Source organism: Pseudomonas sp. PDM25 (genome assembly GCF_019219045.1).
Lineage (GTDB): Bacteria > Pseudomonadota > Gammaproteobacteria > Pseudomonadales > Pseudomonadaceae > Aquipseudomonas.
This window is the reverse complement of sequence record NZ_JAHUWL010000003.1, coordinates 368,142-385,153: the sequence shown is the minus strand read 5'-3', so window position 1 is coordinate 385,153 and position 17,012 is coordinate 368,142. Positions and strand designations below refer to the sequence as shown.

At 56.1% G+C, this 17,012-nt stretch carries 5 protein-coding genes and 1 pseudogene; 1 reads left to right on the top strand and 5 read right to left on the bottom strand.

Translation table 11 applies throughout. From position 1 onward, the window contains the following. Nucleotides 1-20: 20 nt before the first annotated feature. Nucleotides 21-224 (top strand): annotated as a pseudogene (locus tag KW848_RS07305) (transposase); the annotation flags it as partial. Between the two features lie 62 nt (nt 225-286). Here KW848_RS07305 and KW848_RS07300 read toward each other — a convergent pair. The 5 genes from KW848_RS07300 to KW848_RS07280 all read right to left on the bottom strand — a co-directional run bounded on the left by KW848_RS07300 (nt 287) and on the right by KW848_RS07280 (nt 16,746). After that, a complete protein-coding gene (locus KW848_RS07300; protein ID WP_218536433.1) occupies nt 287-709 on the bottom strand; it encodes a hypothetical protein in 423 nt (140 codons plus the stop codon). 4 nt (nt 710-713) lie between these two features. After that, nucleotides 714-13,610, bottom strand: a complete 12,897-nt coding sequence (locus KW848_RS07295; RefSeq protein WP_218536432.1) for a hemagglutinin repeat-containing protein — start codon at nt 13,608-13,610, stop codon at nt 714-716. 25 nt (nt 13,611-13,635) lie between these two features. After that, nucleotides 13,636-15,342 (bottom strand): ShlB/FhaC/HecB family hemolysin secretion/activation protein, encoded by a 1,707-nt coding sequence (locus KW848_RS07290; RefSeq protein WP_218536431.1) that lies wholly within the window; start codon nt 15,340-15,342, stop codon nt 13,636-13,638. A gap of 293 nt (nt 15,343-15,635) precedes the next feature. After that, nucleotides 15,636-15,962, bottom strand: a complete 327-nt coding sequence (locus KW848_RS07285) for a hypothetical protein (RefSeq protein ID WP_165934050.1) — start codon at nt 15,960-15,962, stop codon at nt 15,636-15,638. A gap of 313 nt (nt 15,963-16,275) precedes the next feature. Next, on the bottom strand, nt 16,276-16,746 hold the full coding sequence (locus tag KW848_RS07280) for a hypothetical protein (RefSeq protein ID WP_111452708.1): 471 nt from the start codon (nt 16,744-16,746) through the stop codon (nt 16,276-16,278). Nucleotides 16,747-17,012 lie beyond the last annotated feature (266 nt).

Below are 17,012 nucleotides of genomic sequence, written 5' to 3'. Positions count from 1 at the left end.
TTTTGTAGGGGCAAGTCCACCCGCACAGCCCCTGATTGCGCGGGATCAACGAGAACACCAACGGCCTTGTCCGACAGTTTTTGCCGAAGGGAACCGACCTGTCCAAGCACAGCCAAGAGGAGCTGGATAAGTTTGCGTATTTGCTGAACATCCGACCACGCAAGCGATTTAACTGGCGGTGTCCGATCGAGGTATTCACTCAGCTCATGGGATTGCAACATTAGGCTCCTGCTTCAATTCAATAGCCGTGTTGCACTCAGCTCCTGCAAGCGCCCCCTATATAATTTCAAATTGGCTGCTCATCTGAAAAAACCACATACACAGCCTCAATTAAAGCGTCATTTTCACGTATATCTGGAACGTAAAAACGCAACCCTAACCTATTTAAATAATAACCTGAAGAGTTGAACTCAAGGACTTCTCCAGCCCGCTCAAAAAAACTCTGCACCTCATGCGAGCCAACACCTACCAAACGTTGTGAACCCCAGAAAAAATTGCTCCACTTCAGAAACTCCACGCCTTCAATATTGTGATTTTCAAGATAATAAACGTGTAATCCGAGATCATCATAGGCGTCTGTAGGGACTATAGAATCTTCCACCTTGAAGAACTCTTCAAAGTTTTCGCCTAAAATCGTTCTCACACGATCCCGACTCATCCCAGCTTTAATCAAACCAAGATCCCCGAAGCCCAGCAATTCAAAGTTCATATACTTATCTCTTGAAATCATCAGGATTTAGCTTTGAGGCATAGTCCAACATCTGTTTTATCGCCCCATCGTATTTATCGCCAAACTTGCTTCTTATATCTCGAATATCCATATCGATAGCTTCCATCAGTTTACCTTGTCTGAGGAGCTCCTCCTGTTTCTCCCTATATGCCACAGCCTTGGCCGAATTACCATGGCTCGCTGTTCTTGCATGATCGGCTGGTGTCATTTTTATTGCTGGACCAGCCTTGGTGCTTATTGGGGCGCCGTCATAACATCCCTTTGCGGGGCAGTGGTGCGAATCAAATCCATCATTCTTAGGTTTAGTGGTATCTCTATGAGGTCCACCTAAAATTTCAGACGGTTTTTTCTTCAAAACTTCGATAGCCCTTCCACCAGCCTTATCGAGACTCGGTGTCGCCATCCCTATCAGGATCGAGGCCATGAGCGACCCACCGCCCAATCGCCAAGCATCCAGGTCAACATCCTCACTAAGCTTTTTACCTTCAATACCTTCAGCGATCTTGCGTCCGACAATACCTTGCAGATCACTTTGAAGCTGGTTCAAAGACTGTACCAAGGACGTTTCACCCAGGACCTTTTGAGTGGCATACAAAATCATGCCCTTCGGACCCTGCGCAGCAGCAAGAATAAGCTCGACAGCCTGAACCTTGTCGGGATTGGCCTCCAGGTATTTGTTAATGTCAGAAACACGATCAAGGGCAAGCTTGGAGTTGGTAATGGCAGGGCCTTTGACAACGATGTTCTTCTCGACAATGTTTTTGTCGGCCAAATCATCCTTAACCGCGGCTATCGTTTCCGACTGATCCTTGGATAGGTCATCGAGCTGTTTTAGCTGAGCCAGGACCTGACTTTGAAAGGCCGGATCTTCCAACATCGTCCGAGCATCTTTCCTGCTGTAACCCGCCTCCACTAAAGCGGATAGGGCCTGTTCGGCAACTTCTTGCCCGCCCGCTGCGATCGCGCCTTGCCCAGCACCTTCATGTTGGATTCGATCAATCTGATTACCGATAACCAAAGCCAACGCATTAAAGTTCGCTTTGGCGGTATCGCTGTAATTGATAGCGCTATTAACCCAACCATCCACGGTATCGATCGGCTGTCTCACCGCGTCAATCGAAGAACTGCTGGCATACAGATCCGTACGATGCTCCTCATCCCGAGTCACTTCGTAAGCCTTGTTCACATCGCGATTGAGCCCGGCCGTTGAGTCCTGCCCAGTAGCCTTGTCATGGCGCACGACAATCTCGCCCGCCCCCACTGTGGCGTTCAGCGTCTGCTCACGATCCTTGGTGTAGTTGTAACCCTCCACCGCCCAACTGTTCTTATCCGGGGCTTCCATGCCTTTGTTAGGTTTGTCGGCTTGGGAGCCACCCTCCGCGCCGTAGCTACCACTGACATTCAGGTAGTAACCGTGCTCGTTGTCCTTGCCGGTGATATTGCGGAAACCCAGGGTATCGGTATCCAGCTTGAGATTGCCGTTGTCGGCGGCCAGCACTGCGCCATCCAGCTGCGTGTGGCCTTCAGTGCGGATATCGACTTTGTTTTTGCCGCTGATCACCGTCTGGTTTTCGACCCAGTTGGTCTGGCCAGTGGTTTTGCCATACCCGACCGAACCACTGACACCGTAAAACGAACCAGTGATGCTCAGGTCCAGTTCCTGCCCACGCACTTTGCCGGTATCCGGCACCGAGCTCACTGTGAGGTTGCGACCCACATCACCAATGACTTCATCGCCACGCAATGTGGCGCCAGCGATCTTGGTGTCACGTCCACTTTCAAAGTCCAGCTTGTTGCCTGCGTACAGATAGGCTTCCTGCTGCTTCACACCTTCACGGTTGAGATCGCCAATACCGATATTGGCGGAGCCATAGATGCCAAACCCGTCTTTGCCGAGGATGATGCCGCCCTCTGCTCCCCAGCTCCGGCGGTCGTTTTCACTGCTGTAAGCATTTTGTGTGGACAACACGTTCAGGTCGTTGCCGGCCTTAAGTTTGATATCCCGTTCGGCAGTCGCCTGAGTGGCGACCAGCGTCAGGTCATTTTTCGCGTCCAGATTGATGCTGCCACCGGCATTGAGTTGCGTCGCGGTAGACGTGCCTTGAGTCGACTCGCCTTGGTTACCGGCGTTACTAATACCGACGCCCAGTTTAAAACCGCCAGTGGTGCCACCCTTGATGCCGCCCTTGCTTTGGGTCTGATTGTCTTCGCTATTTTCGGCGCCGTGTGCCACATCGAAGGTGATGTTGCGGCCCGAAACATTGATATCGCGCCCGGCATCGAACTGACTGCCTTTCACGTTGACATCATTTTCAGCTTCAAGCGTGATGTCGCCACCGGCGGACAGGCTGGATGGGCGATTGGTTATCGATGTCTGGGTGTGAGTCTGGCTGGTACTGGATGAGCCCAAATGACCATCGAACTTAGGCCCGCTGAAAAACTGATCAAGGGCATCAACCGACTTCAGAACGCTTGAACCCTTGCTGACCCCATCCTCACCTTTGCCAGTACCTTTGAGGCTATCAACGGTGTTGCCGAAGTTGTAAGCGACGGTGGTGGTCGAGCCGGTACGTTTCACGCTGTCACGGGTGGTGACGACGTTCGCTTCCTCCGCAGCATCAATGTTGATGTTGTGGCCGGCTTTGAGCTTGATGTTATTTTCGGCTTGCAGGTCCGAACCCTGCTGATTGATATCCCGAACGGCATTGACGCTAAGATTGGCCCCGGCATCGATGGAACTGCCGGCTGCGGTATAACCGCTGCTGTCGACTCCGTGCTTGATGGTTTCATTGCCGACAAACGTGGTGTACCCGTTGTTATCGACGGTTTGCTTGAGACCGGTGCTTTTATCGGTCTCCCAACTGTTGCTGCGCTGCTGATCGGTAGAGGCGACTACGTTGACATCGCGACCCGCATCCAGTTTCGCGTTGTTATCGGCGCTGATGCCGCTGCCAATGATATTGATGTCACGGGCGGCATTCAGAATGGCGTCATGCCCGGCATTGACCTGGCTGCCAACACTGTTGGAACTGACGACCTCGCGCCCCTCTTTGTGTGACGAGTTGACAGTAATGTCCCCCCCGAAACTTGGCGTGCCTACCGCCCAGCCAATAGCGTCCTTGAGCGTCAGGCCCAGCTTTTTCTTGTACTCCTCGGCACGGCTGTAGGCCAGGTCATCGGAGGACGACAGCGTGATGTCACCGGTTTTGTCCACCAGCCCGGCGTGCAGTTCGGCATCATTTTCGGCATTGACTTCACTGGCGTTCAACCGCACATCGCGCCCCGCCAGAATGACCGCATCGTGACCTGCATCCAGTTCACTACCGATTTGAGTGACGGTGGTCTGCAGTTGACTCTTGCCGCTGCTCGACATGCCGAACAGTCCGGTTTTGGTTTTCTTGCTGTAGTCACCGGTTTCTTCGGTGGCAGACAGGATGGCGACGTCGTTGGTCGCCCCCACCACCATATCGTTACCAGCCTTCAACTGACTGCCAATAATAGTGACGTTATGCCCGCCATCGAGGCTGACCGCGCCGTCCTCATCCTTGGAAGCGTTCACAGTCAGGTCATGGCCAGCCTCTATCACCGAGGCGACGTTAGTGCTGTCGTAACTCTCTTTCTGAGTGGTACTGCTGCGACCGAACGAGCCCGTTTTCTTCCTGTAGTAGTAGGAGGAACTTTCGTCCTTGGCCGAAGCGACGGTGATGTCCTGTACCGCATCGAGGCTGATGTCTTCCTGAGCTTTGATCCGACTGGCGATGATGCCTAAATCGTTGCCGGCATTAAGTGCAATGTCTCGACCAGCGTTCAGCACGGAAGCCTGCTGAGTAGTGCTGTGGCTTTCCTGCGCGCGCTTTTTGCTGCGCGAGACGTAATCACTCTCGTTGGCTGCCGAGGTGATGACAATGTCATTGCCTGCATCGACCCCGATATCACGCTTGGCGTCCAGGCGACTTGCAACGATGGCGACGTCACGATCAGCGCTGATCGACAGATCCCGGCCAGACGTCACTTCAGCAGCATGCTGAGTAATGGTCTGGTTGAGAAAATGGCTGCCACGCGCATTGGTGCTGCGATCCTGGACCGAGGTGATGTTGACGTCACGATCGGCAATGAGCTCAAGATCACGCCCGCTCTGTAAAACACCACCAATGTTGTTGATGTCACGCCCCGCATCGATACTCAGATCGTTGGCTGCCTCGATCCGCGCCGCGTTATCGAGATAATCGCGATGCTGCAGACTTCCACCCCGACGGACATCAACACCGGTCACGTCACGCTGGTTGATCACATCACCATTGGTTGCCGTCAGACTGACGTCGCGACCGGAAATGATCCCGCCCGATTTGTTGACGATGTTGTTGCCCGCCTTCAGCGTCAGGCGATCACCCGCCTCGATCAAGCCGGTGTTGGTGAGGTCGTTGCCGGCCTCGGCCGAAAGGTTGTTGGTGGCACGCAGGGTGCCGGCGTTGTTCAGGTCCTGGCCGGCAATCAGCTTGACGTCGCCGCCCTGGATCAATGCGCCATTGGGTGCCAGACGGTTGTTCGCCTGGGCCAGGTAAAGCACCGGCACCAAGACTTTTTCACCGTTGACTACGTGCTCTTCGAGCCAGACGATGTCGTGGGTCAGCGCGGCAACTTGCTGTGCGGTCAGCGTCACGCCCATGGACAGGTTCAGTTGGTCCTTGCTGGCGATGGCGTTGTTCATCAGGTACTTGAACATCGCTTCGTCAGAGGTCTGACCGTCGAGGAAGCGCTGGCCAGTGCGTGCGACGATCGACTGCTGGACCAGGCGTTGTTCGAACAAACCATCGCCCAGGCGTTTGGCGCTGGTGTCCGGGTCGTAGCCGAGATTACTCAGCAGATAATCCGAACTCATGAACTGCTTGAGGTTGGTCAGTACCGGGTTGGTTTCGATCAGGTATTTGTGCGGATTGGAGCGCACGCTGGTGTCGGGCAGTCCCTGCACACGCGGCACGTCGAAGGAAATGTTCCCGCGATTGGGCAACAACACACCGACCGGACCGTCACCGGCGGCGGCATTGACGTTGATCTGAGCGGCCTTGTCGTTGAGATTCACCGACGGGCGACTGGCCAGGGCCAGCTCGCGATTATTGACCGAGACCGGGTCGTTCTTGTCGAACTGGAATTCGGTGGCTTGCCTGACAGGCATGCCGTCCGAGCGCTGTGTGGTACCGGCGGAAACGGAACCAATGGTCCAGCTCTGTCCGGGTACCATCGTTTGCTCGGTGCCGCTTTGACCGCTAAGGCGGAACAGGCCGTTATTGCCGGTTGGCAGGGTGAAGCCTGGCAGCGTCAGCGGGTTGACTTGTTGTTGGGCAAGGTCCGGTGGCAGTTGGGAATTGATGCTGATGACGGTCGGGGTGACCTGGCCGGCGAGTTGCGTGGACCCTACGCGTGGTCCTCGGGTGCCAGGAGCGTAGCCGTCACGAAGCACGGTATTGGTCAGGTTCTTTGTAGCGTTGATGTAGACCTTGCCGCCGGCCTGAACGACAGCATTGGCGGTTGACGACGGGCTGCTTTCGGTAATGGTATTCTCAAAAAAACCGGCATTTTTGACGAGGGCAGGCGCCTCGGTGCGAACGCCGTCGTTATAGTGAGGTGCGGTAACGTTGAATGCCCCGCCCCCGAACTCGATCCACACAGGGCCGAATTTCACGTAAGGGGTCGACTCTCCTCCTTGCTTGGTCCCTATCCGCGTATACGATTCATCACCGTTACTGTTCCACAAGCGAATGTTCGGTCGGACAAAGGCCCCTTGACCCGCGATGTAGCCGAGTTCGCCAGAATCATAAAGGGGATCATTGGCGGCGTTGTAATCCAGTATCGAGCGCCAGAAACTCAAACTTTGGGAGGGAATCTCAAACGACTTCCTGACGCTATAAGTGCCGACCGATGCGCCTTCACTGGTGAAATTCTGAATGTTGAGTGTCATGTCGTTGCCGGCAGTGACAGTGGAAACCTTGTTCAGGAAGGTCCCGCCGTTTACCAGCAGATTTCGTCCAGCGGTGAACGTCGCCGAAGCGGAGTCCTTGACGATTTCAGATTGATAGTTTTCCACCCAGACCAGGTAGCTTGGGTATTGGTGCACGTAATCGTAATCGCCGAGTGAAGAACAGGCCTTGCACTGGACACCAATGGCTCCGGAAATCAGCCCGCCACCGGCCACCTCGAACACATCCTTACGGTTCTCGATGTAACCGGCTGCCATGGTGAGGTCGCCGACACTTTCAATCGTCCCCGAGATGTTATTGATCGATGAACTCCAGCCATTGCTGTCATCCCGGGCGATGCTGATGTTACCCATACCATAGATATCGGCAAAACGGTTGGTCAGTGTGTCCACCCGCAGATCCATATCGCCACCACTGAAAATCAGACCGTTCTGGTTGAGCAGCGAGTTGCTGTTGATGCGCAATTTTCCGGCACTGCCGAGGGTGCCGTTGTTGGTCAGCGAGGAAGCATTGACGGTCAGACTGTCAGCCGAAGTGATTCGACCAAAGTTGTTCAGACTGCCACGACTGGTAACCGTAGAAGCCGAAGCACCGGTGATACTCGCCGCAGAGGTCAAGTCAATCTGAGAGGCCGTAAGCCCCAGATTCCCGACACTGCTGACCCGTCCGTTTCCGCCGTATGCTCCGCTCAAGTCGAGGCTAAAGGTGCCGTTACTGGCCAGCAGGCCTTCGTTGGACCAATTGACCCCGCTGCCGATGAAACTGTCGGAGCCCAGCAACTGGCCGCCTGCGGTTTGCATCAAGTTATTGACGTTGACTCGCAACCGCCCGGCCTGAATCACACTGCTGTTAGTCCAGCTATCGGCATTCAACGTCAGCCCGCCACGCGTCACCATCGAACCGCCGGCATTCATGACGTTGGCCGTCGAAATGTCGAACTCACCCACACCCACATGGGTTACGGTACCGCCCGCATTCAAGAAGCTCGGTGTCGCGAGAGTCAGGTCAGTGTTGGCGGTTTCTACCAGGCCATTGCGGTTATCGAACAGGCTGCCGATCTGGAAGTTGGTTTTCCCGCTGAGACCCAGCGCACGCAGTTTGCCCGTCTGGTTATCGAGGCTGGCGGCACGCACTGCGAGGGTGCCGGCGCTTTCAATCAGGCCGCCGCGGTTGGTGAGATTGCTATCGAGAACGACGTCGATACCATCGCCGCTGATCTTGCCGGCGTTGTTGTTCAGCGCACCGCCAATAACCTTGACCTGGCCTTTGGCGTAAATCCCGCCGTTGCTGTTATCGATAGCAGCGTTGCCAGCGTTAAGCAGAATGTTGCCGGTATTGGCAGCGATGCGTCCGCCGTCGCTGTAGATTCCGCCCAAGGCCTGAAGGTCGAGGCGATTGCCTTCGATCTTGCCGCCCTGGCCGTTGCGCAATACGCCCGTCAGGCGGGTCTGCAGCAAACCTTTGAGGCTCGACAGCACACCGGCGCGGCTGTCGAGGCTGGCGGCGGTGATGTTCAGCTCTCCGTTCTGGGCGATGACCTTGCCGCCCTGGTTGTCGATGGCGCCGCCCTTCACGTCCAGGGTCAATGCGCCCTGGCTTTGCAGCGCGCCGCCGGCATTGTTGAGGGACGCGGCTTTGACGTTGAGGCCTGCGTCGCGACTGGAGATCAGGCCGCCGACGTCGTTGCGAACACTGCCGGTGGCGGTGAGGTCGAGCTGCCCATTGGCAGCCACGGTGCCCTCCAGGCTGTTATTCAGGCTTGCGGTCAACAAGCTCAACAAACCTTGACTGATCAGTTGGCCGCCCTGGTTATCGATGCTGCTGGAACGCTTGATCACCAGCGGCCCCGTACTACCCAGCGCACCTTTGATGTTGGTCAACGTACCTAGCAGATCGAGGGTGACGCTGTCTTCACCGACCAGACTGCCGTTGCTGTTATCCAGGCTCGTACCGGTGAAGGTCAGCGCTTTGTTCGCGGAGACGTTCCCCGACGCGTTGTTCAAGGAGGTCGCGCTGATATCCAGTGTGTCGCTGCTTTCGATCAGGCCACCCGATGTGTTGTTGATCGCGCCTTGAGTCATCGTCAGCGTCTGCTTGCCGCCACTGGTGACGATGCCGTTGCTGTTGTCGAGACTGGCGGCAGTGATGGACACGTCGCCTAAGCCCGCCAGGCCACCCTTGGCGTTGTTGATCAGCGCACCGCTGAGGTCGATGTTCAGATTGCCGAGCAAGCTGGAAAGCGTGCCTTCCTGGCTGTTGTCGAGGCTACCGCCGGCAACGGCGAGTTTGTTCCAGCCGGAAACCAGGCCGCCCTGGTTATTCAGGCGGGTGGCGTTGAGGGTCAATTGATCATTGCTGATCAGGTTGCCGCCACGGTTATCCAGCGTGTTGCCGGTCAGGCTGAAGCTGTGGACGCTGGAGATTTCGCCTTTCTGATTATTAAGGTCACGCAGGTGCGCAATGCTCAACACTCCCTTGGTGTTGATCAGGCCGCTCTGGTTATTCAGGTCGGCAGGTGTTGCACCCAGATCGATGCTCAGGCCAGTGCTGCCCAGCAACGTACCGCCCTGATTATCCAGACCGTTGCTGTTGAGGGTGAGTTGTCCGGCCGCTTTGATCAGGCCTTTGTTCTGGTTGGTCAGTAGACCGTCGACGGTCACTTGCAGATCGCCATCGCTGAGCAGAGTACCGGCGCTGTTATCCAGACTGGTGACGCGGACTTGCAATGCTGCGGCGGCAATTTTGCCTTTGACCGAGGTCAACGCCTGCTCAATACGCAGCGTGAGTTTTTGGTTGCTGAGTACCTGGCCATCGCTGTTATCCAGCTGTTTGGCGACCAGTTCGAAAGCCTCTTCGCTAGAGATTTCACCATTGCGGTTGTCCACACCGGCGAGGTTTTTCAGCAGCAGTTGACCGGGCGCGTTAATGAAGCCGTCCTGGTTGTTCAAGGCTCCGCCGCTCAGGTCAAGGCTCAAGGCGCCCTTGCTGAAGAGCTTGCCGCCCTGCTGATCCAGGCCACTGACGTTGGCAACCAGCGAGGTGGCCGCACCAATGCTGCCGTCGGTGTTGGTGACCTGGCCGGCGCTGAGCTCCAGGCGGTCGCCCGCGTAAATACTGGCCTGGCTGTTATTGAGCGCGCCGGTGGTGATGCTCATCCCACCTTTGCTGCTGATCGCACCTTTTTGCTGGTTATCCAGGCGGGTGCTGGTGAGGGTCAGTAGGGTGTCGGTCAGCAGTTTGCCGCCCTGGTTGCTGACCGCGCCTTTGCTATCGATTGTGAGCGCCTTGGCGCTGGAAATCGTGCCGCCATTGTTGCTCAGGCTCTGGGCATTGATCGCCAATTTACCCTCGCTGACGAGGCTGCCCTGATTGTTGTCCAGATCCGAAGTGAGGTTCACCGTGAGGTTGTTCAGTGTGGTCAGGCGACCGCTGTTTTCCAGGGCTTTCCCGGTCAGCGTCAACCCGGCGTCGCCGGACAGCAGCCCTTTGTTGCGGTTGATGACCTTGTCTACGGTTAGTGCAAGGTTGCCACCGGCCAGAATGTAACCGGCGTCGCTGTTGTCGAGTTGTTGGCCGATCAGTGTCACATCAGCCTTGCTCGACAGTTCGCCGTTACGGTTATCGATGTCATCGACGGTCAGTTTCAGCGCTTTTGTGGCCCCTACCAAACCCTCCTGGCGGTTATCGAGGCTGGCGGCTTTTACAGTCAGCCCATCATCGGCAATGACCACACCGGCTTGGTTATCGAAGGCGTCGGTAACCGTCAGATCCACTTCGCCGCGGCCACGGATTTCACCACCGGCGTTGTTTAGGCTGGCACTGCGACTGTCGAAGCCGGCGGAGGCGATCAGCCCTTTGACGTTGCTCAGTGCACGGTCGATAACGAGGGTGAGTTTCTCGTTGCTCAGCAGCTTGCCGCCATCGTTGTTCAGGCTTTGCGCAGTGAGGCTGTAGGCCTTGGCACCGGAGATTTCGCCGCCGCTGTTGTTCACCTCCTTGAGGTTTTTCAACAGCAACAGACCCGGTGTATGGAGGTTGCCACGCTGGTTGTTCAGCAGACCGTTGTTCAGGTCGAGGGTCAGGTCGCTGTTGCTGAACAGCTCGCCACCGTCTTGATCCAGGCTCGTGACCGAGACGTTCAATTGCTGCTGACTGCCAATTTGCCCGGCCGAGTTATCCAGGTGTTTGGCGGTCAGGTCGAGGATGCCGTCGGTCGCCAGACTGCCGCCCTTGCTGTTGTTGAATTCACCCGTAGTGACGGTCGATGCCGCCTTGGCGCTGATGATGCCTTTGTCGCTGTTATCGAGACTGGCGCTGACCAGCGTCAGACCTTTTTGCGAAGCGATCAAACCGCCCTGGTTTTGCAGGGCTGCCGCTACGTTGAGCGACATGGCTTCGAGGCTCGAGAGCTTGCCCAGACGGTTGTCCAGACTGCCGCCATTGAGCACTAGTGTGCCTTCGCTGCTGATCAGCCCCTGCTGGTTGTTCTTGATGTCGTCGAAGGTCAAAACAAGGTTGTTCTGGCTGACGATTTTACCGCCCGAGTTGTCGAGCCCGACGCCACTCAGCGTGTTCGCGCCTTTGCTGAAAATCAGCCCGGCTGTCTGGTTGATGATCTGATCGACCTTGAGTGCCAGCGTCGTGTCAGAGAGTACTTTGCCGCTGTCGCTGTTGTTCAGGCTCGCACCGTTGATGTGCAGGTCGGTCTGGCTGGACAGTGAACCGCCACGGTTGTCGATCTGATCGACGTTGACCGTCAGCGATTTGAGCGACGCGAGCAGGCCGTCTTTACGGTTGTCCAGCGTCTTGCCGGTCAACTTCAGATTGCCCTCGGCAACCAGTTCGCCAGCCTGCTGGCTCAAGGTATCGATATCGGCTTCGATGTCACCCTTGCCGGAAATTCGGCCGCCATCGTTGGCGACTTCTTTGGCCTTGAGGGTCAGCGGACCGGTGGCGGTCAGCAGGCCACCGTTGCGGTTGTCCAGTTTATTGCCGTCCAGGCTCAGTGCAGCCTTGCTTTCGAGCCGGCCTTTGTCACGGTTGTCCAAGTCAGTGATCAGCAGCTTCACCGCCTGATCGGCACGAATCACGCCGTTGCGGTTATCTGCGTTGTTGCTACTGACTGTCAGTGTGCTGATGCCGGAAATCTTGCCTTCGCGGTTGTCCAGGCGTGAGGCCTGCACATCTATCGCGCCGTTGGCCTGGATCAGCCCTTTGCTCTGGTTGTTCAGGAGACCGCTGACTCGGGTGGTCAGTTGGCCTTCGCTGCTCAGCTTTCCTTGTTGGCTGTTGTCGAGGTTTTGTGCGCGGACTGTCAGAGCTTGTTTCGCCCCCAGGGTGCCGCTGACGTTGTTTATGCCACCACTGGCGGTGATGTCCAGCAGGCGCCCGGCAGTCACAAGGCCGGCGACGTTATCCAGTGAGGTTACGTTCAGGACAACATCAGTCAGACTGCTCAGCTCGCCGCTGCTGTTGCTCAATCGGCCGATGTTACCTGTGAGATTGCCGGTGCTGTTGATCACGCCTTTCGAGTTGAGTACCTGATTGGCATTGAGGTTCAGCGTGCTGTTGCTCAGCACTCGCCCGTTGTTTTGATTGTCCAGGGTTGCGGCGCTGATGTGGGTGCTTTGCCCGCTCAGCGTGCCGCCCTGGTTGCTCAAGGTCTGAGCAGTGTTGATGGTGAGAGTGCGGCTGGCGACCAGGCTTTTGCCGGCATTGTTGAGATTCTGCGCGCTGAGGCTCACATCGCCGTTGGCGTTGCGGCTGGTGTCGGCATTAACGCCGGCCTCGATGATGCCGTTGTTGGTCAGCACACCGCCGGCGCTAAGGGTGATGCTGTCCCGGGCCGCGAGGGTTTGGTGGTTGGTCAGGTTGCCCTGGGTTTGTACGTTGACGGCGGTGCCGGCGTAGACCGGGCCGCGCGCTTCGAGGCTGGCGGCTTTGACGTTGACTGCACCGTTCGTGGCGGATGTGTCGACAAGACTCAAGTGGCCGTTGGCGTCGAGTTGGATGTCGCCACCGCTGGCGATCAATTTGCCGTCGAGTTTCACCCCGACACCCGACTCGGTGCCCACCAGTTTGATCGCCCCGGCGTACATGCCGCCCAACGCAGAAGAGTCGATGGCCAATTGCGGTTTGGCACTGCCGTCATCGGCGCGAGCGGTGGCGTTGAGGCTGTCGGCGTTGACGTCGTTGCGACCGGCGACAATCGTCAGGTTCTTCGCCTGAATCTCGGCATTGATCTTCGCGCTACGGGTGATGATTTCGAAGCTGTCGACGTTGTTGGCATTCAACCCGGCACCGTCGATGGAGACGCTGCCCTGATCCACCTGAAAGTGATCCAGTCGACCGTTGTCCAGCACCGGTTTGCCGGTGGTCAGGGTCACGCGCGGCGTGTTGATGAAGCCGCAACCGTTGCAGCTGATGCCATAGGGGTTGGCGACGATCACTCGCGCCGACTGCCCCGCCACTTCGGTGTAACCGCGCAACTGGCTAGGGCTGCCGCCGATCACTTCGTTGAGGATGGTTTGTGCCGCGATCCGGTTGGTGAGGTTGGGGTTGCCGACAATGATCCCGCCCAACTGCGTCGCGCCGGTCTGGTTGGCGACATTGTTGAGGATCACACCCTGGGTGCCGACGTTGTAATCGTGAAACTGGTTATGCGACAGGCCGCTGCCGTTGGGCGTGGCGATCTGGATGATCGGCACACCGTTACCCGCTTGCCCGAGGCTGGTACCTGGCGTGGCCACCACAATCCCGTCGGCCTGCGCCCACATCGGCTGCCAGAACATGACGTTGGCCAACAGGAACGCCAACCCGCGTTTGGGCATGCCCCAGAAGTGTTCGCGGGTTTTCAGGTCCGCAGAAGGCTGGCGCGCGAGGAAGGCGTGATGGCGAACGTCCATGATTTGAATCTCGTTAAAGCAAAACTTAGAGGAAGAAATCCACGCGGAAATAGATCGGCGCTTCGCGCTCGGTCAGGGTGTCCGGACGTTCGAGGGAATGGGCAAAGGTCACACTGGCGGCCAGATGCTGACCGCGTGCAAACAACTCCACCGAGTTGCTGGACATGCGTCCGTGCTGATCGCCGTTGTAGCGATCGCCACGAATCACGCCCTGGTCGTAACCGAGGCTGGTGCCGTACTCGGCGAACGCCGGGCGCAGCCATTCCAGTGTCACCGGGCGGGTCCAGCGCAGGTCGTTGCGCCAGTAACCGCCGCTGTCGCCGGACAAGGATTGATCCTTGTAACCACGGATCGACGACTGCCCGCCGAGGCTGGTGCGCTGCGGGCTGAACAGCACGTCTTCACTGCGCTGGCCAGTCATCAGGCTACTGAAACTGAACGACTCGCCCCACACCTTGAACGGTTGCAGGTAGCTCGCAGTGGCGGTGTATTTGCGGTAGCGCGCGTTCGGTTCGCCGGGGCCAGGGTGACCGTTGCCCTGCGCATCGAACGCGCCGATGCCTTGTTGCATGCCGAGGTCAATGTTGACGAACGCGCTGCCGACTCGCCGACCGTGGTTGATGCCGAACTGCGCTTCGCTGATGCGGTTGCTGCTCAGCTTGAGCTTGCTGTCTTCGATGAAGTTGTTGGTGCGCAGGTAAGAGAGACCGGTGCTGAGGGATGTCTTGCTCACGGCATCGCGATGGATCACCCGCTCGGCGCGCAGCTGATGGTTTTCGCTATCGCCGGTCTGCTTGAAATTGAAGCCATTGGCTTGAGCCTGCGAGCGGTATTCACTCTGGCTGTAGGTGTAATTGAAGTTCCACCAGCCCCACGGCAGGTTGTAATTGAGCATCGCGTTGTTGGAGGTGTGCTGGTGATCGGTCATGGCATCGTGACCGCCGCGCAACATCAGTTGATCGGCCAGGCCCAGCGGGCTGTCCCAATCAAACGTCGTGCCCCACTGCTGCTCGCCGGTGCTGCGCTGGCCGTCATTACTGCGGGACAACCCGGCACGCCAAGGCTTCTGCGGCGTGTTCTTGACCAGCACTTCGCTACCGCCGACGTTCTTGCCCGGCGCCAACTCCATCTGCGCCTGATTCGATGGCAAACGGTTGAGCTGATCGACCAGTTGCTCAATTTCCCGCAGGTTGACCAACTCGCCAGTCTTGCCGGGAAAAGCCATGCCCAACTCGCGGTCGGACAGCTTGCTGCCCTCCGCGCCTTTCAACCCTTCGAGCTTGCCTTCGACCACCAGCACCTTCAGATGCCCGCCGGACAAATCCTGCTGCGGCAAGTAGGCACGACTGGTGACCAGGCCTTTTTCGATGTAGTAATCGGTGATGACTTTCAGCAACTCGTTGAGCTGCGTGACGCCCAGGCACTGACCGATATAAGGCTTGAGCAGGCGATTTTTATCGCTGTCCGAGAGACTGTCGGCGCCTTTGAGCTCGATGTCCTTGATGGGGAAACAACGCGCGTCGGCCGGGGCCGTCGGTTGCGCGGGTTTGGCTTCCTTGCCGGGTAATTCCTTGAGTTCTTCGAGACGCCGACGCTGCTCTTCGAGCAAGCGATCCTGACGTTCGCGGATCAGATCGGTTTCACCGGGAGTGGGGGCGGCGTGAGCAAGATTCAGCGGAGAAAGGCACAGCAAAGCCAGGCACAACCTCGCCACGAGGGCGGGTGGGTACATGTTCGATCCCTCGAATGGAGACTGATAGCAAAATAGTGGCGCGATATTAGATGGCCACTATTCTGGCGTCAATGAATGGATCCATTCGAAAATAGGTAATTGACGACGGGGGCTGGCTAAACCAGGCGCTTGCAACGTGAGGGACAGCGCGAAAATCGGGGACAGAACACGTTGAATCGAAAAAGCACTGCCTCTTTCTCAGGATAAATGTGGTCTGCCCCGTTTATCCCCCATCAACAGGCGCAGGCGTTGGAGTAGATTTGTGGGGATCCCTCAGGGGATGTCCCCGCCTTTCAAACAATCTCGTCATATCCGTAATTGATCTTCAGCTTATTACGCAGAACATCGAAATTTATTTCACATTTCGTCCAAACAACCTCTCCACTTAAAAGCGATCCATTTCTTAACTTAACCAAAAGTTCTGTTAAATCGCCTACCGCACGAGCGGGCGGCCTGAACCAATCAGTCTTGTCGCTACTATCGACATAGTCGAATTCGTACTTACAAGTGTCACCTTCTGGATACAACTCGGCTCTTACGACAATTACATTGGCACTTTCGGGGCCTGCGTCAACCAACAGTTGCCCGATCTCTTGCAACAAATCCTGTTCCTGCACCATCAAACACCTCCCGGGGCGTTCTTGAAGTCGATGGTAACCGGCCGGCCCCCATTGAAAGAGCCGGCTGCCTTGAGGCCATCGACCAGCCAATACCAGTTGTAGGTCTACTCGACCACGACACCGAGCAGTTCGGTACGATGCGGTTCGAGTAGCGAAAGAATTTGCATCAGCTCATTGTGGAGAAAAGGGGACAGATTTATTTTCTGCACAAGCCAAAAAATAAATCCGTCCCCTTTTCTATTTTCTACTGTGGAAGCAATGTCGGACAGACCACAATCAACGATCCAATGCTATCCCAACACCCCTACCACATCTAATCTTCGACATAACTCCCCTCAGGCAAAAAGAAATAGGCCGTTAACCAACAGGTAGCCATCGATGCGACGAACAGTATCAAAAGCTCAATAACATAGTCTGAGTATTGAGCCCCCTTGATATTTTGCACCACATTCGAAATAAACAACAATACCCACAACGTTGTTATACAACCTCCAAAAAAAGAAACCACCATACAATTACGCGGTGTTTTCTTGACTTTAATTAATGCAATCGCCAATGCGTAACCCAGAAACGGCAAAAAGTAAGCTAATTGTATGAAAAGAGGGGTTAAAAACGGCATTAACAGTAATTCAATGCCCCTCACCGAACCCAACAATTTTGGATTATTCACCAGCTCAGCGACCACTGCTACTGTTCTGATAATTCCGGCAATGAATCCAAGTACTAGCGGACAAAGAAAAAAAGCCAGAAAAACTTTATGACGAGGATAAATGATTCCACTCATGGCACACAACCTTGACTCTTAGAGTACCCCAGTAATTTGCAACCAAACTCCACCCAAGACTTATAGTCAAAAATAGACACCCCACCATTGGCACCAACAATGGAATCTGACCAAATTGAAGTATCAGTAGCTAGCCTTCCAATATTCTGAAAAATATTGTGCCCCTCCAGAAATCCTTCATGAATTGATTACAGCAAAGATTGCTCGGTCTTTAATTGATTTATATTCCAAGCAACACTTTATTGAATAGGCCCTTGAAGTTATAA